This window comes from Enterococcus sp. DIV2371, from assembly GCF_050498525.1.
In the GTDB taxonomy this organism is placed as follows: Bacteria; Bacillota; Bacilli; order Lactobacillales; family Enterococcaceae; genus Enterococcus_B; species Enterococcus_B mangumiae.
In genome coordinates this window covers 2068164-2087989 of record NZ_JBIPAJ010000001.1, presented here as the reverse complement: position 1 = coordinate 2087989, position 19826 = coordinate 2068164, and the positions used below count along the sequence as shown (strand labels likewise).

The following is a 19826-nucleotide window of genomic DNA, read 5'->3' as shown; positions in this document are numbered from 1 at the left end:
TAAAGGAGAATTTTACGTGGAACAAATTCAAATCATCGATTCAAAAAAACATGTAGGCGAAACAGTAACGATCGGTGCTTGGGTCGCTAATAAGCGTTCAAGTGGAAAAATCGCCTTTTTACAATTACGAGATGGTACAGCATTTTTCCAAGGTGTTGTTGTAAAAAGCGAAGTACCAGAGGAAGTTTTCCAAACAGCAAAAAATCTTTCTCAAGAAACGTCGATCCTTGTTACAGGTGAGATCCGTGAAGACAGCCGTTCAAAATTCGGCTACGAGATCGGGATCACGAATATTGAAGTAGTGAGCGAAAGCCACGATTACCCAATCACACCAAAAGAACATGGGACAGACTTCTTGATGGATCATCGCCACTTATGGTTGCGTTCTTCTCGCCAACATGCTGTGATGCAGATTCGAAACGAAATCATCCGTGCAACCTACGAATTTTTCAACAACAACCAATTCGTTAAAATCGATCCACCGATCTTGACTGGTTCAGCACCAGAAGGCACAACGGACTTATTTGAAACGAATTACTTCGATCAAAAAGCTTATCTTTCACAAAGTGGTCAGCTATACATGGAAGCTGCAGCAATGGCATTTGGTAAAGTATTCTCATTCGGACCGACTTTCCGTGCTGAAAAATCAAAAACACGTCGTCATTTGATCGAATTCTGGATGATCGAACCTGAAATGGCATTTACACACCAAGAACAAAGCTTAGAAGTGCAAGAACAATACGTTGCCTTTTTAGTCCAAAGTGTTCTAGATAATTGTGAGTATGCTTTAGACGTATTAGAACGTGACAAAGAAGTATTGAAAACTTATACAAAATTACCTTTCCCACGTATCACATATGATGATGCAATCGAATTATTGAAGAAAAACGGGTTTGACGATATCGAGTGGGGCGATGACTTTGGTTCACCACACGAAACTTTTATTGCCAACTCATTTGAGCAACCAGTCTTTATTTTGAACTATCCTAAAGCAATCAAACCATTCTACATGAAACCACATCCAACAAGAGAAGATGTTGTGATTTGTGCAGATATGATCGCACCTGAAGGATATGGCGAGATCATCGGCGGAAGTGAACGTGCGACTGACTATGATTTCTTATTAGAACAAATCAAAAACCATGGCTTAGACGAAAAAGAATACTCATGGTACTTAGATCTGCGCAAATACGGCTCTGTACCACATTCTGGTTTTGGCTTAGGTTTAGAGCGTACAGTGACTTGGATCTCAGGAATCGACCATGTACGTGAAGCTATCCCATTCCCACGTTTGTTAAATCGTATTTACCCATAATATAAGACGCGATCCACGAAAATTGTTCATTGAATTTTCGTGGATCTTATTTTATTTAAGAGGATATTAAAAATGACTAAGGTGGCGATTCTTCCTTTCTTTGGGCAGACGACTATGGGATAATAACCTAAAAGTGGAATGGAAAGTAGGGTGTGTGATGGAACAACGACTTTTATTCATTGGCGATAGTATTACAGATGCTGGCAGAGGAACGGATGATCTCGGACATGGCTATGCGCTATTGACAGCAGCAAAATTGGCGGCAAGTGACCCAAAAAAATCATGGGTATTTTTCAATCGAGGTATCGGTGGCAATAAGATAGCAGACTTGAGAAACCGCTGGAAGAAAGACTGCCTTGAGTTAAAGCCCGACATCGTCTCGATTTTGATCGGTATTAATGATACATGGCACAATGTAGGTGAACCTACAGCTTTTGCGACAAAGGAGTCGCTCGCTCGATTTGAAGCAGATTATCGCTATTTGCTTGATCGTTTAGTTGAAAATGGAATCAAAAAAATCGTCTTGATGGAACCATTTGTTTTGCCAGAACCTGATGATCGTAGAACTTGGCGTCGCGATCTTGATCCGAAGATCCATTTGATCCGTCAGTTAGCATACGAATATCAAGCAGTCTTTGTACCGTTAGATGGACGATTGAATTCTTTAGGGATCTCCTATGGCTATGAAAAATATACAGGAGATGATGGCGTTCATCCGACAGTACTCGGACATGAAACGATTGCGAATAGTTGGATGGAAACGGTCATGAAAAGAAAAGAGTGGTTTGAGTGATCATCCGGCAAGCAACCAAAGCAGATCTACCAAAGATCAATGAATTGATCAGACAGCAAGATGATCGTTTTTTGAAGGAACAAATGTTGGAAGACATAAAAGATCCACTAAATATATCACTTGTGGCAGAACAAGAGGAGATAGAAAAACAAACGATTCTTGCCTTTAGCCAAGTGAGACAAGTGAAAACCACAGAGGCTGATCCGAAAGCTGACACACTCGTGAGAACGGTATTTGTGGCAGGGGACCAAGAGCGAATCATAGCTGCTCAATTTATGGAGCAGTGGTTGTTAGAAGCAAAAAAACGTAAAATCAAGAGAGTCGATTTCAATGGATTTTAGAATAGGACTTTCGTTAGAATGGAGAAATAAGAAATGAGTTGTATCGGAAACATTATTTGGTTTATTTTTGGTGGTTTGCTCGGAGGACTGAGTTGGACGTTAGCTGGAGTATTGTGGTGTATCACGATCATTGGGATACCAATAGGCTTACAATGCTTTAAAATCGCTTCATTGTCTTTTGCCCCTTTCGGTAAAGAAGTCATTTATACAAACAACGGTGTATCCTTGATCGTCAATATCATTTGGCTGATCGTGTCAGGATTACCAATTGCTTTAGGGCATGTGATCAGTGGGATTTTACTATGCATCACGATCATCGGTATTCCATTTGCAAAACAATCCTTTAAACTTGCACGATTAGCATTGATGCCATTTGGAGCAGAAATCGTATAATTAAGATCTAAATAAACTCTTTTGTACGATCGTACAAAAGAGTTTATTTGTGTAGCGAGTGATATCCATCATTTATTTGGTCATTTTTTTAGCTAAAAGAAGAGACTTGTTAATGGATTCTACCATTCGTGACTTTTACATAAACAACTTCTTTTATCCATTGAAGAAATAATGAATTTTCGGATTTTTCTTAAAATGAGCAGTTTTAATATAATCATTTGACATATGAATGATTACTCATGTATAATAACTTATGAAGAGATATTCATATGTTTAGTGAGGAGGGACTTAAAATGAAAAGTTATCAATTACAAGGTTTAGATTGTGCAAATTGTGCGATGAAAATTGAAAAGAAAGTACAAGCAATACCTGGTGTAAAAGAGGCAACAGTCAATTTTGCGACTGGTAAAATGATGATCGAGGCGGATGAAACAATGATTTCAGCGATTGAGGAGAAAGCAAAAGAAGAAATCAATCGTTTAGAACCAGATGTGACAGTTACAGAAGTGAAAAAAAATCCGCAACTGAAAAATAAGCAAGTTGAAAGCGAAAAAAATACGACGCTATGGCGGATCGTACTTGCTTCACTTGGCTTACTCGTCTTATTTTTATGGCAACCAGCAGAGCCAATCCGTTTCATTACGTTCTTTGCCATTTTTGTTCTCATCGGATTTGATGTCATTCAACAAGCAATCGTGAATATTCGTAAAGGACAGGTATTTGATGAAAATTTCTTGATGTCGATTGCAACGATCGGTGCGATGTTGATTGGTGAATATCCAGAAGCAGTCGCTGTGATGTTGTTTTATCAAATTGGCGAATATTTTCAACATTTCGCTGTCGATCAGTCACGTCGCTCGATTCGCAACTTGATGGCGATCCGACCAGAAATTGCACATGTGATCACTGAAAGTGGCTTAGTAAGTATGCAACCTGAAGAAGTTCAGATTGGTGAAACGCTCATGGTCAAACCTGGTGAAAGGATTCCGTTAGATGGAAAGATCATCAAAGGGCAATCACTCGTGGACACTTCAGCATTGACAGGAGAATCATTGCCAAAAGAAGTTATAAATGGAGAAACAGTACTAAGTGGTTTTATCAACAAGACGCAGCCATTAACGATCGAAGTAGTAAAAAGTTATGAAAATTCGACAATCAGTAAATTATTGGAATTAGTCGAAACAGCAAGTAGTAAAAAGGCACCAGCTGAAAAATTTATCACTAAATTTGCTCGTTATTATACGCCGATCGTTGTCGCTCTAGCTGTTCTTTTAGCTATCGTCCCACCATTATTTTTTGGGGGAGGATTTTCTGAATGGATCTATCGAGCGTTGACGTTTCTTGTGATCTCTTGTCCCTGTGCGTTAGTGATCTCTGTCCCACTTAGCTTTTTTGGCGGGATCGGAGGAGCTAGTAAACAAGGGATACTCGTAAAGGGCGGCAATTATTTAGAACTTTTAGCTCGTACAGAAACGGTCGTATTTGATAAAACAGGCACATTGACGAAGGGTGATTTTTCGGTACAAAAAATCGTTTCAGACATGGACGAAAAAGCGTTCATGAAGTACATTGCCAGTCTTGAAAATCTTTCGACACATCCAATTGCTAAGGCGGTCATGGATGCATATAGTGGGTTAATATATGAGATTGAAGCACCAGAAGAAATTGCTGGTGAAGGAATCAAAGCACAAATCGAAGGACGAGATGTACTTGTCGGCAATCAAAAATTACTCGCTCGTTTTAAAATCAAGCAAGCAAATCCTCATGAAATCGGCACTTTGATTTATTTAGCGATCGATAATCAAGTAATTGGGTATTTAGTCATTGCTGATACGATCAAACCAGATGCAACATTAGCAATCGAGACATTGAAGCAAGTCGGTGTCAAAAAGACGGCGATGTTGACTGGAGATGCTCAAAGCATTGCGGAACAAGTCGCAAAAGAGGTAGGGGTCGATACAGTCTATAGTGAACTGCTTCCCGAAGATAAGGTTGAGAAGTTAGAAGCGCTGATGCACGACACATCACAAAAAACCGCGTTTGTCGGCGATGGGATCAATGATGCCCCAGTCTTAGCTCGAGCGGATGTCGGAATCGCTATGGGAGGCTTGGGCAGTGATGCGGCAATTGAAGCAGCCGATGTCGTGATCATGAACGATGAACCATCAAAACTAGCTGAGGCAATCAAACTTTCAAGAAAAACGTTGAGAATCGTCAAGCAAAATATCGCGTTTGCTATCGGCGTAAAAGTGATCGTGTTGATTCTTGGTGCAATCGGTTATGCTTCGATGGGAAATGCCGTCTTTGCCGATGTCGGTGTGACGCTTATCGCTGTATTAAATGCGATGCGTGGCCTCTCTGTCAAAAAGTAAACAAAATATTCAAAAAAGCAACGATAAACCACAGGAATCAGTAAAGTGAGGACTGTGGTTTTTTTGCGCTTAAAATAACTGGAATATTTTAATTGTTCTGAAAATTCCAAAATAGTTAGAAAATAAATCTTTTTTATGCGCTTATATAAGGGGAGTTTTAGTCTAAAATGAAAAGAAAATGTAAAAACAATGTGTTTTACCTAAAATAATCCACAAATAAAATAACGAAGTGTTGTAAACAATAAAAAAATTGAATATGATAGTCAATGATTAATTATTAAATATTTTTAAAGGAGAAATCAGATGAACGAAAAACAACTGCGCTGGTTTACAGTAGCATTGATTGCATTCAACATGGTCTGGGGTATGGGGAATGTCGTCAATAACTACGCGCAACAAGGGATTTCAGTAATCACTTCTTGGTTATTGATCCTAGCAATTTATTTTATCCCCTATGCTCTGATCGTTGGTCAATTAGGATCAGCATTTAAAGATAGTAAAGGTGGCGTTAGTTCTTGGGTAGAAAATACCACGTCAAATAAACGCTTAGCTTACTATGCTGCTTGGACTTACTGGGTCGTGCATATTCCATATTTAGCACAAAAACCGCAAGCAATCTTGATTGCTGCTGGGTGGGCAGTCCAAGGGAATGGCGATATCGTCAATACGATGTCCGTCCAAATGGTCGCAGTTATCTCATTGATCATTTTCTTAGCTTTCTTGTATTTATCAACTAAAGGTTTATCTACGTTGAAAGTAATTGGTGGTTTAGCGGGTACAGCAATGTTTGTCATGTCATTATTATTCATTTTACTTGCTGTCACTGCACCATTCATCAATCCAACGATGGAATTTGCGACAGCGAATATGAATCAAGTCCAAACGTATATTCCTAAGTTTGATTTTGGCTACTTCACAACTGTTTCCATGCTTGTTTTTGCTGTAGGGGGCGCTGAAAAAATCTCTCCTTATGTTAATTCAACGCGTAACCCTGCAAAAGAATTTCCTAAAGGGATGATTTTCTTAGCTGCAATGGTAGGAATCTGTGCCGTTTTAGGTTCTGTCGCAATGGGTATGTTGTTTGCAAGTGATAATATTCCAAAAGATTTAATGGCAAATGGTGCATACAGTGCCTTCCAAATCTTAGGTAACTATTACGGTATTGGTAATCTGTTGATGATCATCTATGCGTTGACGAACATGGTCGGTCAGATCTCTGCCTTGGCCTTTTCAATCGATGCGCCATTGAAGATTTTATTAGCGGATGCAGATCCAGAGTTTGTCCCAAGCTGGTTACGTAAACGCAACAGCAAAGGTACATTAGTGAACGGTTATATGTTCACAGGTATTTTAGTAGGGATCATCATCCTCTTACCGATCGTCGGTATCAAAGATATGAATGAATTAGTCAAATGGTTGACGAACTTGAATTCAGTCGTTATGCCAATGCGTTACTTGTGGGTATTCTTAGCATACATGATGTTGAACAAAGCATACAAAAAATTCACGTCTGAATATAAATTCGTGAAAAATCCAAAAGTTGGCTTCATCTTTGGTGCTTGGTGTTTTGCTTTCACTGCGTTTGCATGTATTTTGGGAATGGTTCCAAAAGTGGAATACGCCGCTGATCCAAAAGCTTGGTGGTTCCAATTGATCTCAAATATCGTGACACCGATCATCTTGATTTTACTAGGCATGATCTTGCCAGCGATCGCACGTCGTGATAAAAAGAAAAATGAAGTGAAACAACCAGTTACTCAACTATAACAATAGTGATGACCGAATCAATGCAACGATTGATTCGGTTTCTTTTTGCGTTATTACGGATTAAAGGTAGAATAAAGAAAAACTGATTTAAGGGGGGCAAAAGATGAAAATCATGATCATGGGACAATCTGGTGCTGGGAAATCTACGCTTGCCAGAAGTTTGCAAAAAATGACAGGAAGCCCACTTCTAGCACTTGATCGGCTGTGGCTCAAAACGGATTATGGTAAAGAAGCGGAACGTTGGTTGTTTCAGGAACAAGAACGTTTTATGGCAGATAATAGCGATTGGATCATCGAAGGGAACTATCTATCAATCGCCAAAGAGCGAATCGAACAAGCGGACTTGATCCTATTGCTTCGCTTGCCGAGACACCATGCAATCTATCGGGTAATCAAGCGGTCGATCAAACGCAAATTAGATAAACGTACACGTCCAGATGTTCCAGAAGAATTCAAAGAAAAATTCGATCAGGAGTATCTGGATTTTTTGCGGTATGTTTGGCGCTACAGAAAAGAAAAAGAACCATTGGCTCTTAAAATGCTAACCGAACAAGATGCAATGGCGAAAGTAGTTATTTTAGATGGACCACATCAGCAAAAAGCATTTTTAGAAAAATGGCGAAACAAAAGTAGTTGACAACTTTCGTTTACAAGTGTAATCTTTAGGTAGAAATTAAGTTTACGTTTGTAAACGGAAAAGGGGCGATACATATGGAAGCATTGAAAAAGCCAATCAAAATCAGTGATTCAGAATGGGAGATCATGCGTGTGGTGTGGACATTAGGCAACACCACTGCCCAAGAAATCACACAGATCCTTTCAGAATCGATGGGGTGGAAATCAGCAACGGTCAAAACGCTCTTAGGGCGCCTTGTCAAAAAAGAAGCGATTTGGACAGAACAAGAAGGGAAAAAATTTATCTATCATCCAGCGGTGTCTGAATCGGAAACGGTGCAAAGTGCCGCAGAAAATTTATTCTCACATATTTGTGCTAAGAAAGTCGGAGAGACGATTGCAGACCTTGTTTCAGAAGCAACTTTGACGCAAGCGGACATCGATCAGATCCTGGCAGAGCTAAAACAAAAAGAACCCGTAGCAACGATCCAGTGCAATTGTATCCCAGGACAATGTAATTGCCACCAACACGACTAGGAGGAAAGAAAAGATGAAAACAAAATTAAAAATCAACGGAATGAGCTGTAACCATTGCGTTTCACGAGTAGAAGAGACAGTAAAGGCATTACCAGGTGTAAAAAAAGTCAACGTTCACTTAAAAAAAGAGATAGGAACTGTAACGTTAGATGAAACGGTGATCCAACCGGTGACGATCTGTCAAGCAATCAATGATCTAGGTTACCAAGCAGAGGTGATTTGATGGAGAATACAGCTAAAAAAGACACACTCGTGATTACTGGAATGACTTGCGCAAATTGTGCAGCACGCATCGAAAAGGAATTGAAAGAACAACCCGGAGTTTTGACCGCTACGGTCAATCTAGCAACAGAAAAGGCGACGATCAATTATCAAGAAGTATCCATCGAAGATTTGATTCGAAGTGTCGAAACGATTGGTTATGGGGCGATTTTATATGACGAGGCACATAAGCAAAAAATTGCTGAAGAAAAACGCACCTATTTAAAAAACATGAAACGTGATGTCATCATAGGGTCTATTTTAACTTTTCCTATGATGATCGCAATGATTGCCATGATGTTAGGTTTCCACGGAAATCTCGTCCACTTCTTCCATGATCCATGGGTCCAACTGATCTTGGCGATTCCTGTCCAGTTTTATATTGGCTGGCGTTTTTATGAAGGTGCCTATCATGCCATTAAAACGAATGCACCAAATATGGATGTCTTGGTTGCAATCGGTACGACTGCTGCGTTTGTTCTAAGTGTGTACAATGGCTTCTTTAGTACACATTCTTCAGATCTGTATTTTGAGAGTAGTAATATGATCATCACGCTGATCTTATTAGGGAAGTATTTAGAACATACGGCTAAAAGTAAAACTGGTGATGCAATCAAACAGTTGATGTCTCTCCAGAAAAAAACAGCTCAAATCATCAAAAATGGCGAAGAAAAGACTATCCCGATCGAAGAGGTCGTTATTGGGGATGTCTTATTGGTTCGCCCAGGGGAACAAATCCCAACAGATGGAAAAGTCATAAAAGGCGACAGTGCGATCGATGAAGGGATGTTGACGGGTGAAAGTGTGCCAGTTGAGAAAAAGCCAGGTGATTTGCTTTTTGGTGGAACGATCAATTCAACCGGTCTTCTTGAAATGACAGTGACCCAAGTGGGCAAAGGCACGGTGCTTTCACAAATCATCCAAATGGTGGAAGATGCACAAGGAAGCAAAGCACCGATCCAAAAAATCGCTGATAAGATTTCTGGTATTTTTGTACCGATCGTGTTAGTTATCGCTTTTTTCACTTTAGTATTAACAGGAATATTTACAGGCAATTGGGAACTTGCGGTGATCCATAGTGTGTCAGTTCTGGTGATTGCTTGTCCTTGTGCATTAGGCTTGGCTACGCCAACGGCTATCATGGTTGGCACCGGTTTAGGCGCACGAAAGGGCATTTTGATCAAAGGTGGCGAGGCACTAGAAGCTGCGACACATCTTGACACGATCCTTTTAGATAAGACCGGCACGATCACGCAAGGAAAACCAGTCGTTACAGACGTGATCGGTGACGAAGAAGTTTTAGCGATTGCAGCGACATTAGAGCAAGGGTCAGAGCATCCTCTAGGAAAAGCAATCGTCAATTATGGAAAAGAACAATCGATTCCTACACTACCTGTCCTTCAGGCTAAAGCGCATCCGGGTGCTGGGATCAGCGGAGAAGTCAATGGAAAATCTTATTTTATTGGTACAAGAAAACGTTTGGTGGAGATGAACGTTTCATTTGAAGCTTATCAAGAACAAGCGTTACAATTAGAACGTCAAGGAAAAACCGTGATGTTTCTCGCAGATGACAAACAAGTATTGGGCTTGATCGCTGTCGCTGACCAAATCAAAGAACACGCGCAACTGGCGATCAAACAGTTACAAGAACAAGGTTTGGCAGTCTATATGGTCACTGGGGACAATCAATCTGTCGCAACAACGATTGGAGAAGAAGTTGGTATTCCAGCTGAAAACATCTTTGCTGAAGTGTTACCTGACGAAAAAGCAGGCTATGTTGAAAAACTGCAAAAAGAAGGAAAACAAGTAGGTATGGTTGGTGATGGGATCAACGATGCACCCGCATTGGCGTTAGCAAATGTCGGCATCGCCATGGGCAGTGGAACAGATATTGCCATGGAGACGGCTGATGTGACGTTGATGAATAGTCAACTGTCATCGATTGGACAAACGATCGAGCTTTCAAGTGTAACTCTGAAAAAAATCAAACAAAACTTATTTTGGGCATTTATCTATAATGTTGTCAGTATCCCATTTGCTGCTTTTGGCCTATTGAATCCAATTATCGCCGGAGGAGCGATGGCGTTCAGCTCAATCAGTGTATTACTAAATTCATTGAGTCTAAACCAAAAAATGAAGAAATAAGCGGTTCAAAAAAGGAAAGGACAGGATGAAAATGAACGAGCAAGAAAAAGGAAAGATGCACGAACATCATCATGATGAAACGAAGCAACAAACGAACAGGACAAATAAGATGGACCATCAACAGATGACTCATATGGGCATGGATCATGAAAAAATGAACCACGAGGCAATGGGGCATGACCATATGGGCGGTGGGATGGATCATTCGATGCACATGGGGAATTTCAAACAAAAATTTTGGTTGTCATTGTTGCTAGCGATTCCGATTATCTTGTTTTCTCCGATGATGGGCATGGAATTTCCCTTCCAAGTGACTTTTCCTGGCTCTGATTGGATCGTTTTGATCCTAGCAACGATTTTATTCATCTACGGCGGACAACCGTTTTTAAGTGGCGCTAAGATGGAACTAAAACAAAAAAGTCCTGCTATGATGACGTTGATTGCTATGGGGATCACTGTAGCATATGTGTACAGTCTCTATTCTTTTATTGCAAATCTCATCAATCCGCATACACATGTGATGGATTTTTTCTGGGAATTAGCAACGTTGATCGTCATCATGTTATTAGGGCATTGGATCGAAATGAGTGCCGTTTCTAATGCAAGTAATGCTTTACAAAAATTAGCAGAACTATTACCAGAAACCGTCAAACGATTACGAACAGATGGGACTGAAGAAACAATTTCCTTAAAAGAAGTGCAAGAGGGCGATCGCTTAGTCGTTCGAGCAGGAGATAAAATGCCAACCGACGGGACGATTCTCAAAGGGAAAACGATCGTCGACGAATCTGCCGTAACGGGTGAGTCAAAAGGAGTCAAAAAACAAGTCGATGATCGAGTGATCGGTGGTTCGATCAATGGCGATGGCACTATCGAGATCGAAGTAACTGGAACAGGTGAAAATAGTTATTTAGCCAAAGTCATGGATATGGTTCGTCAAGCACAAGGAGAAAAATCCAAATTAGAATCGCTATCTGACAAAGTGGCGAAATGGTTGTTTTATGTGGCGTTGGTCGCAGGAATTTTAGCCTTCGTTGTTTGGCTTGTATTGACCGATCTACCAACTGCATTAGAACGAATGGTCACCGTCTTTATTATCGCCTGTCCGCATGCGTTAGGTTTAGCGATACCTCTAGTTGTTGCACGTTCGACTTCCATTGCGGCTAAAAATGGACTGTTGCTTAAAAGTCGTCAGGCATTAGAACAAGCCAATGAACTTGATGTTATCATGTTGGATAAAACTGGGACATTAACTGAAGGAAAATTTACTGTGACCGGTGTTGAACGTTTGGACGATAGTTATTCCGAAGAAGAACTATTGAAATATCTAGGTGCCTTAGAAGCGAATGCCAACCATCCGTTAGCGATTGGTATCATGCGGTATTTGAAAGAACAAAATATTTCTCCTTATCAAGCCGAAAACCAAAAAAATCTTTCAGGTGTCGGCTTGACTGGAACAGTAGCAGATAAAACGATCAAAGTAGTTAACGAAAAAGAAATCAAACGTTTAGGACTTGCGTTCCCAAAAGAACGCTTGACGCCTTATGAAGAACAAGGAAATACAGTCAGTTTTCTATTGATCGATGATCGTTTGGTTGGTTTGGTTGCCTTAGGCGATATCATCAAACCAGAAGCGAAAAGCTTTATTCAAAGTCTTAAAGAAAGAAAAATTACTCCGGTGATGCTGACAGGAGACAATCAACATGCAGCAGAAGTCGTTGCGCAATACTTAGGGATCGAAGAGTATTATGGCGGATTGTTGCCAAACGACAAAGAAGCCATCGTCAAACGTTATCAAGAACAAGGCAAAAAAGTCATCATGGTCGGTGACGGAATCAATGATGCACCAAGTTTAGCGCGTGCAACGATCGGTATGGCCATTGGTGCAGGAACAGATATCGCCATTGATTCAGCGGATGTTGTGTTGATCAACAGCGATCCAAAAGATATCTTGCATTTCTTGGATCTTGCAAAACAAACAAGAAAGAAAATGATCCAAAATCTATGGTGGGGTGCTGGTTACAATATTGTTGCCATCCCCTTAGCAGCAGGAATTCTCGCACCAATCGGGATTTTATTGAGTCCAGCTGTAGGAGCTGTGTTGATGTCATTGAGTACCGTCGTTGTGGCACTTAATGCATTGACGTTGAAAATCAAAGAATGATCAACTTGATAGGAGAGAGGGACAATCGTTCCTCTTTTTTTTGTCGTCAAACCACTTTACAGAAACGATACATGCTGGGTTAAGTTACAGTAAATTTTGTAAACAAGAAAAAGAAGAAAAATAAAAATTATTTCTTTGCGTACTTTATAAAAGAGACATTTTCGGAGTTTTAGATAAATAGCTTTGAAAAGACTAATAATAGAGTGAGGCGAAGGAATGAACTGGCAAAAACTACTAACAAAACAAGCACAGAATCTCTTTTTATTGATCAATCAAATGAAGGATCTGAGCTGGAAGAAGAGTGATCTGGCTCAAAGGATGGGTGTAGATGTCAAAACGGTCGACCGCTATCTGAAACGATTGAAATCAGAAGATTATCCGTTAGAGTTGGCATATGAGAAAAAAGAAGTCCAATTGGTGTACCATCAAGCGTACAACGAACCCTTCCTTTTATTCGAATTTTTGATTCGATCGGATTCTTTTTGTTTGCTACGAGATCTGATTCTAGAAAAGAAGTTTTCATTTGAATATGATCGTTCCGCACAAGAACGATTGAAAAAATGGTTAGGTGATTATCATCTTTCCTTTTCCTATAAAAAAAGGCAAATCTATGGCTCGGAACGAAAAATCAGATATTTACTTTTTTGCTTTCTAAAAGAATTTCCAAGTTTTTTCAAGGAAGACCATGACCAGACATTTTCAGAGCTATTCATCCAATTACTGGATCGCCGCTCCCAACACTCAGAGATTGAGATTTTCGCAAATAATCGTTTATTCTTCTTTGAACTTTTTCCAGAACTACTCTTTCGCTCTGAAAAAAAACTTTCAACCAAAGAAAAAAATTATCGAGCGATCCTGCGATTGAATAGCCATTTGATCACGGATAAACGTTGGCAAAGAATCGAAAAAACCGTTGTTTATCAAAAACTAGCGATCGTCACAGAAAAATTAGATTCGTTATTTTGGTTGACGAATGATTTCGAAAGTTCCAACAAAAAGAAAATCACGAGAGTACTATTTCAAGAGTGGTTGAAATATTCCATCGGACTACATAATCGTTTTACTCCAGAAGAAGCGCATGCCTACCAAGTATTAGCAGAGACGATCCCTAATTTTATTGAAAAATCAAGCCAGTTCCGTTTCGCGTTGCAACAGGCTTTGTTTCAACCAACGATCGAATGGGCAAATATGTTACTGAAATTATTGAATGAACGAGGATATCTGGAAATGTATGCACCAGAAGTGAAGATCGTTTTCTTTTTTCGGTATGACCATGAAGAAGCTAGGCGACTTGCTGCGATTTTAGATAAAACGTTGCGTCATCGTAAACGAACATCGATCCACGTATGTACAAGGAGTAAACCACCTAGTTATGCCCAACTTGTCATTACGGATCACTTTTTCTCCGCAAATCTCAACAGTGACCAGAAAACTTATTTTTATCAGGATTCCTTAGGGATCGAAAGACTATTGTCAGACATCGATTATTGGATCAACACGAAGATAACTTTTACGAGTAAACGAATCATCGACCGATAGAATATGCTATAATGGACTGGAAAAACAAAGGAGGGTATCCATTGGAATTAAAGAAACTAGAAGTACCTACATCTTCGATTACAGAAGTAAAAAGATCGCCGATGGATGTGTTTGACCAAGCTAGAAAAGCTGAAACGGGCGTATATATTTTTAATCGAGAAAAAGTTGCTGGTGTCATGTTGACACAAGAGCAATATGAAACGTTATTGCAGGAGCTGGCTACGTTGCGCCAACTTGTTACAACAGAAACTGAAGAGATAGAAGTAAGTGGGCCAGCTACCAACGAATCATTCCCGAAAAATCGCACAGCGATCGTTTCAACTTCTGAATCATTAGATGAATTGGTGAGTGCTTTAAAGCAATATTTAGTCACTGGTGTGTCGATCTCTGCGAAAAATCTTGATGAACGAATGGTCGCATTAGGCTTCATTACGAAGAAGACCGGTTTTGGCGGAGTTGTCGATATGCTTAATGAATTAACCGAAACGGGTAAAATCAATTATCAATTAAGGAAAAAACCAAATGGCAAAATCGTGATCGCAGAAATCATCGGCGAACAAGATAGTCAATCGCAGCTATTTGATAAGTTGATCATCAAAAAAATATATTTACATGAAATCTAAAAAATATTGTCATCGATTGACAGTAATCTCTTGTTAATTAGTGGAACAAATCAAAAACAACAAAAAAGTAAAGCATTCCCCAGCTTGTTGCTGTTACGGATGCTTTACTTTTTTTGTCTTTAAAAGCGAGTGCTTACCGTGCTTGACTATGTGAACGAACAAAGATATTTCCCCAAACGATCCCTAATAACTGTGGCAATAAGTAAAGACCAGCAAGTAGTAAGATGAGCTTTTCGGGAGAAAAAGGTTGGTACAAAAAATGCCATTCTGTACATTTTGCAAAAAGCAGATAAGATGTCAACGTAGAGCAAAGATTGCCAAGCAACAACGTCCTTAAGCGATTGGCTCGGCTTAAAGCAAAGCCCAAGAGAAAAGCCAAAAATATCAATACGATGAATAGGTTAACTGAATGATAATAATAATCAAAAAGCAGAGCAAGATAAAGATATGGCACACACAACAATAAATAGACTAGTTTTTTTATGTAAAGTAATCGCAAAAATACATTCCCCCAAATAATTTCCCCACGATTTTTATTGTAAAATCAAACATAAAATAATCAATTCTTTTTGGCAATATTCTGAATTAAATGAATAAACTCTCATTGCTTTATTCTTAAAAAACTAGTCTATCCCCTTAGTTTTTTTAGAGAATTAGAATATAGTATGATAGATGGAGTGTCTTTTGGGAGGTTTTTTATGAAAAAGAGAATAAAACTAGAACAATTGTATTTGTTTCTTTGGTTTTTCCCGATTTTTCTTTTACCTTTTACATGGGTGAATGCAGTAGTACAAGGTGCCGAGATTCTGGGCATCATCAATGGAAGTGGCTTTATTATTTCCAAAAATTTTCCAACCTTGACCCTTTTTTATTTTCTGATCAGTGTGAACCTGATCGTTTCAAAAACATTTATAAAGAAGTATAATTGGCATTTGATCCAGTTTTCGTCGATGCTCGTCTTTACATCTTTTTTCTCGATGTTACCGAGAATCATCATCGGCCCTAATGGATTAAGTGAAAGTGGACTTAAAGATACAGCTTATTCTTCGATGTACTTTTTGACCATCAAACCTTGTTTTTATCTAGCGATTGCTTCCTTATCTCTAGCAGTTGTTCTATTCTATTATACGGAGATCCGTGAAAAATCTTTATTAGCAGAAAAAATATAGTTTTTTCGCAAACGTCCATTTCTCGGACGTTTTTTTATTTTACGAGATATTTACACAACTTAACAATAACTTTACATATTCAATATGTAGGATTTACAGTACCCTGATACAATCAATTTGTAACTAAGAAAGGGGCATACAAATGAAAAAAGTTTTATTTTCTTTAGGAGTATTAGGTTTTATCTTAGCTGGATGTGGTTCTGGTTCAGGAAGTACAGATGGATCAGCAGCAAACGACTCAGCTAGTTCGGATGATCAAGTAAAAATCGTAGCGGTCGGTTCAACCGCTTTGCAACCTTTAGTGGACGCTGCGCAAGAAATGTTCACACAAGATAACCCCAACTATCAAATCTCTGTCCAAGGTGGCGGAAGTGGAACAGGACTTAGCCAAGTTGCAGCAGGCGCTGTAACGATCGGAAACTCTGATGTATTTGCAGAGCAAAGAGATGGGATCGATGCGAGTGCATTAGTTGACCATCGTGTAGCAGTTGTTGGGATGGCACCAATCGTAAACAAAGATACAGGTGTTGAAGATATTACAAAAGAAGAATTGATCGACATCTTCACTGGCGAAATCACTAACTGGAGTGAATTAGGTGGAGCAGATCAAGAAATCAACGTTATCAACCGTGCAAACGGAAGTGGAACTCGTGCGACATTTGAATACTGGGCATTAGATGGTGCAGTGCCAGTACAATCTCAAGAACAAGATTCATCAGGAACAGTACGTCAGATCGTAGCACAAACACCAGGTGCAATCAGCTACTTGGCATTCTCATATTTGGATGATTCGACACAAGCATTAAAAATCAACGGTGTAGAACCAACTCCTGAAAATGTTTCAGACAACAGCTGGGAAATTTGGGCTTACGAGCATATGTATACAAAAGGCGAACCAGAACCAGAAGTGAAGAAATTCTTAGACTTCATGATGACTGACGCAGTTCAAGAAGGACCAGTTAGAGATCTTGGTTACTTGCCAATCAGCTTGATGCAAGTTGAACGTGATGCAGAAGGTAACTTATCATAAGATCGTCAATTATCCGATCTTTCAATCTAAACAACTATCATAACGACTACCATTGATCATTAAGCTTAGATTCTCGTTGAGAATCTAAGCTTTTTTGTTGCCAAAAGATTGTATCGTTCAATTTTCCTTTTCGTTTTTTTCCATATGACAGTTTTGAAAGAAGAATATCAGTTATATCTGAGGATTAATTTGACAAAATAACGTATGGTTAAAGAGTAGAAAAAAAGTTGAGGGATTAGTTATGAAAAGAAAAGAAAAACAACGAAAAATTCATGCACAGCAAATGTTGGAACAATTAGAACGTATCGATCCTAACACAAATGAAGGGTTGACAGACGCACAAGTAAAGGAAAGAATACGTCTTGGTGCTGTCAATCAGGCGACTAACGCTACATTTAAAACGAACAAACAAATCGTTATGGAAAATGTCTTCACTTACTTCAATCTGATTTTTTTAGTCTTAGCCATTTTATTATGCGTTGTCAGTTCCTATAAAAATTTGACTTTCTTACCAGTTATACTAGCAAATACAGGAATTGCCATCTATCAAGAGATCCATTCAAAAAAAATCTTAGATCAATTGAGTATGCTTCATGCCGCAACAGTCAAGGTACTACGCAATGGGCAAGAGCAGAAGATAAATATCGAAGAATTGGTTCTCGATGATCTTGTCATTTTAAAAACAGGAGACCAGATTCCAGCGGATGGGAAGATCGTTGAGGGGAGTTTACAAGTCAATGAAGCGTTACTGACTGGTGAAGCAGATGAGATCAGCAAAGGAATCGGTGACGAACTGATGTCTGGTAGCTTCATCATTGCGGGTCAAGCGCTCGTTCAATTGACTCAAGTCGGAAATGAATCGTATATCGCTAAATTAACGATCCAAGCCAAAGAGATGGGCACTGGGGAACAGTCGGAGATGATTGCTTCATTGAATAAAATCATCAAATGGGTCGGAATCATCATTATTCCTATTGGACTGACTTTGTTTTCTCAAAGCTATTTTTACAATGGCAATTCGTTGAGAGAGAGTATTGTTTCGATGGAAGCAGCGTTGATCGGTATGATACCAGAAGGACTCTACCTACTTACGACGATCGCCTTAGCAATGAGTGCCACTCGTTTAGCAAAACAACAAGTTTTACTTCATGACATGAAGAGTATTGAGACATTAGCACGAGTGGATGTCTTATGTGTCGACAAAACAGGAACGATCACAGAAAATGCGATGGATGTTCAGCGTGTGGTACTTCCAGAAAATTCTTTAGCGAAACAAACGGCGGAACATTTGGACGAATTGCTTGGTGATTATGCGCAAGCTGTCGAAGCGGACAACGAGACGATGCAGGCAATCAAAAACTATTTCACGAAGCATTCGGACAAAAAAGCAACGCAGATCTTCCCGTTTTCTTCCGTTAGAAAATATAGCAGCGTGACATTTGGGGAGAAGTCATATGTTCTCGGTGCGCCAGAAATGGTCTTACGAGAAGCATTTCCAAATTATGCGCCTGAATTCAACGCCTACACAAGCCAAGGGTATCGTGTATTAGTTTTTGGTGAATATCAAGGTGTACTTTCACAAGAAGTTTTGGAAGAAGCAGTGATTCCTTTAGGCTATTTACTGATTGCCAATCCAATCCGACAAGAAGCTAAAGCAACGTTTGATTATTTCAAGAAACAAGAAGTGGCGATCAAAGTGATTTCGGGTGATAATCCAGCGACTGTATCCCACGTAGCAACACAAGCGGGTATTATGAACGCGGAGCGATACGTAGATGTTTCTTTGTTAAGCGAAGAGGAATTTCCAGAAGCAATGGAAACATACACAGTTTTTGGACGTGTCAAACCAGAACAGAAAAAGGAATTTGTTCGTTTACTAAAAGAGAATCATACCGTTGCAATGACCGGTGATGGTGTCAATGATATCTTGGCGATGAAAGAAGCAGATTGCAGTATTGCGATGGCATCAGGAAATGAGGCGGCAATGCAAGCGGCACAAGTCGTCTTGCTGGAATCAGATTTTTCTAAAATGCCAGAGATCGTCGGCGAAGGACGGCGCGTAGTGAATAATATCGAACGCTCTGCCAGTCTTTTCTTAGTAAAAAATATCTTTTCATTTTTACTATCTGTTTTCTCTGTCTTGTTTGCCTTCACTTATCCATTGGAACCTTCACAAATCACGTTGATCAGCTTATTTACAATCGGTTTACCTTCCTTTTTATTGGCACTGGAAGAAAATGAGAACCGCATCCAAGGTCGATTTATTGAGAATGTTTTGGAAAAAGCGATTCCTGGAGGCTTGACCGACATGATGGTCGTTGGTGCGTTAGTGGTGGGCGGTTCGATTTTAAATCTAAATAAAACCGATACGTCAACAGCTTCTACGATGTTGTTGATCGTCGTTGGCTTTTTAGTCCTTTATAAAATCTGTCAACCATTGAATCAATTCCGCACAAGGATCATGCTATTTTGTGCAAGTGGTATCTTCTTTTCTGTTGTCTTCTTGCATAAGTTGTTCTCGATTTCAGCCATCTCGCCAGTTTCTATCTTATTAGTACTTATTCTCTTTTTCGCAGCGGAATCGATCTTTAGACAGTTGACTTTCTTCGTGGAAAAATATCTGCATTTAGATAAAATCGATGCGACGCATACGAAAAAACGTTGGCGAAAAGTCTATGCCTCTTTAAGAAGAGGGAAGTAAAGAGTTACTGATAGTAAAGAGACAAAAAAGCGTCCCTTTCCGAAAACATTTCTGTTTTTTG

Annotated in this window: 17 protein-coding genes; 16 read left to right on the top strand and 1 reads right to left on the bottom strand. The window is 39.5% G+C overall.

The features are described from left to right. Positions 1-16: 16 nt before the first annotated feature. The 13 genes from asnS (at position 17) to IGL24_RS09660 (ending at position 14865) form a co-directional block, all read left to right on the top strand. Entirely contained in the window at positions 17-1315 is a 1299-nt protein-coding gene (gene asnS, locus IGL24_RS09720; protein WP_206856243.1) for an asparagine--tRNA ligase, read from the top strand. 157 nt (positions 1316-1472) lie between these two features. Further along, entirely contained in the window at positions 1473-2108 is a 636-nt protein-coding gene (locus IGL24_RS09715; protein ID WP_206856242.1) for an SGNH/GDSL hydrolase family protein, read from the top strand. Further along, positions 2105-2449 (top strand): hypothetical protein, encoded by a 345-nt coding sequence (locus tag IGL24_RS09710; RefSeq protein ID WP_207699813.1) that lies wholly within the window; start codon positions 2105-2107, stop codon positions 2447-2449. Before IGL24_RS09715 ends, IGL24_RS09710 begins: the two co-directional genes overlap by 4 nt. A gap of 33 nt (positions 2450-2482) precedes the next feature. Beyond that, entirely contained in the window at positions 2483-2842 is a 360-nt protein-coding gene (locus IGL24_RS09705; RefSeq protein WP_207699812.1) for a YccF domain-containing protein, read from the top strand. Positions 2843-3135: 293 nt separating this feature from the next. Then, positions 3136-5214, top strand: a complete 2079-nt coding sequence (locus IGL24_RS09700) for a heavy metal translocating P-type ATPase (RefSeq protein WP_207699811.1) — start codon at positions 3136-3138, stop codon at positions 5212-5214. 303 nt (positions 5215-5517) lie between these two features. Further along, on the top strand, positions 5518-6981 hold the full coding sequence (locus IGL24_RS09695; protein ID WP_206856235.1) for an APC family permease: 1464 nt from the start codon (positions 5518-5520) through the stop codon (positions 6979-6981). Between the two features lie 103 nt (positions 6982-7084). Continuing rightward, entirely contained in the window at positions 7085-7618 is a 534-nt protein-coding gene (locus IGL24_RS09690; protein WP_207699810.1) for a topology modulation protein, read from the top strand. 74 nt (positions 7619-7692) lie between these two features. Further along, the gene (locus tag IGL24_RS09685) at positions 7693-8133 is read left to right on the top strand and encodes a CopY/TcrY family copper transport repressor (protein ID WP_207699809.1); all 441 of its coding nucleotides are present in this window, start codon (positions 7693-7695) and stop codon (positions 8131-8133) included. Positions 8134-8146: 13 nt separating this feature from the next. Continuing rightward, positions 8147-8356, top strand: a complete 210-nt coding sequence (copZ, locus tag IGL24_RS09680) for a copper chaperone CopZ (RefSeq protein WP_207699808.1) — start codon at positions 8147-8149, stop codon at positions 8354-8356. Further along, positions 8356-10539 (top strand): heavy metal translocating P-type ATPase, encoded by a 2184-nt coding sequence (locus IGL24_RS09675; RefSeq protein ID WP_207699807.1) that lies wholly within the window; start codon positions 8356-8358, stop codon positions 10537-10539. Before copZ ends, IGL24_RS09675 begins: the two co-directional genes overlap by 1 nt. Before the next feature lie 55 nt (positions 10540-10594). Next, the gene (gene copB / locus IGL24_RS09670; RefSeq protein WP_242699744.1) at positions 10595-12703 is read left to right on the top strand and encodes a copper/silver-translocating P-type ATPase CopB; all 2109 of its coding nucleotides are present in this window, start codon (positions 10595-10597) and stop codon (positions 12701-12703) included. Positions 12704-12919: 216 nt separating this feature from the next. Further along, positions 12920-14242 (top strand): hypothetical protein, encoded by a 1323-nt coding sequence (locus tag IGL24_RS09665; protein ID WP_206856222.1) that lies wholly within the window; start codon positions 12920-12922, stop codon positions 14240-14242. A gap of 41 nt (positions 14243-14283) precedes the next feature. Further along, positions 14284-14865: a type II toxin-antitoxin system Phd/YefM family antitoxin gene (locus tag IGL24_RS09660; protein ID WP_206856220.1), complete on the top strand. Its 582-nt coding sequence runs from the start codon at positions 14284-14286 to the stop codon at positions 14863-14865. Between the two features lie 133 nt (positions 14866-14998). Here IGL24_RS09660 and IGL24_RS09655 read toward each other — a convergent pair whose 3' ends face one another. Continuing rightward, positions 14999-15364 (bottom strand): hypothetical protein, encoded by a 366-nt coding sequence (locus tag IGL24_RS09655; protein WP_429966323.1) that lies wholly within the window; start codon positions 15362-15364, stop codon positions 14999-15001. 199 nt (positions 15365-15563) lie between these two features. Between IGL24_RS09655 and IGL24_RS09650 the strand changes: the two genes are divergently transcribed. From IGL24_RS09650 to IGL24_RS09640, 3 genes are all read left to right on the top strand, one after another. Next, complete coding sequence (locus IGL24_RS09650) at positions 15564-16034, top strand: hypothetical protein (protein WP_207699642.1); 471 nt, start codon at positions 15564-15566, stop codon at positions 16032-16034. Positions 16035-16176: 142 nt separating this feature from the next. Then, on the top strand, positions 16177-17064 hold the full coding sequence (locus IGL24_RS09645; protein WP_207699641.1) for a phosphate ABC transporter substrate-binding protein PstS family protein: 888 nt from the start codon (positions 16177-16179) through the stop codon (positions 17062-17064). Between the two features lie 241 nt (positions 17065-17305). Beyond that, positions 17306-19765 carry a cation-translocating P-type ATPase gene (locus IGL24_RS09640; RefSeq protein WP_207699640.1) on the top strand — a complete coding sequence of 820 codons (2460 nt, stop codon included), beginning with the start codon at positions 17306-17308 and terminating at the stop codon, positions 19763-19765. The last annotated feature ends 61 nt before the right edge of the window (positions 19766-19826 follow it).

Bases quoted from the DNA above. Each gene is read 5' to 3' on its own strand.
- IGL24_RS09690 (WP_207699810.1), top strand. From the start codon at position 7,085: ATGAAAATCATGATCATGGGACAATCTGGTGCTGGGAAATCTACGCTT.
- IGL24_RS09705 (WP_207699812.1), top strand. From the start codon at position 2,483: ATGAGTTGTATCGGAAACATTATTTGGTTTATTTTTGGTGGTTTGCTC.
- copZ (WP_207699808.1), top strand. From the start codon at position 8,147: ATGAAAACAAAATTAAAAATCAACGGAATGAGCTGTAACCATTGCGTT.
- copB (WP_242699744.1), top strand. From the start codon at position 10,595: ATGCACGAACATCATCATGATGAAACGAAGCAACAAACGAACAGGACA.
- IGL24_RS09665 (WP_206856222.1), top strand. From the start codon at position 12,920: ATGAACTGGCAAAAACTACTAACAAAACAAGCACAGAATCTCTTTTTA.
- IGL24_RS09700 (WP_207699811.1), top strand. From the start codon at position 3,136: ATGAAAAGTTATCAATTACAAGGTTTAGATTGTGCAAATTGTGCGATG.
- IGL24_RS09695 (WP_206856235.1), top strand. From the start codon at position 5,518: ATGAACGAAAAACAACTGCGCTGGTTTACAGTAGCATTGATTGCATTC.
- IGL24_RS09685 (WP_207699809.1), top strand. From the start codon at position 7,693: ATGGAAGCATTGAAAAAGCCAATCAAAATCAGTGATTCAGAATGGGAG.
- IGL24_RS09650 (WP_207699642.1), top strand. From the start codon at position 15,564: ATGAAAAAGAGAATAAAACTAGAACAATTGTATTTGTTTCTTTGGTTT.
- IGL24_RS09715 (WP_206856242.1), top strand. From the start codon at position 1,473: ATGGAACAACGACTTTTATTCATTGGCGATAGTATTACAGATGCTGGC.
- IGL24_RS09640 (WP_207699640.1), top strand. From the start codon at position 17,306: ATGAAAAGAAAAGAAAAACAACGAAAAATTCATGCACAGCAAATGTTG.
- IGL24_RS09675 (WP_207699807.1), top strand. From the start codon at position 8,356: ATGGAGAATACAGCTAAAAAAGACACACTCGTGATTACTGGAATGACT.
- IGL24_RS09645 (WP_207699641.1), top strand. From the start codon at position 16,177: ATGAAAAAAGTTTTATTTTCTTTAGGAGTATTAGGTTTTATCTTAGCT.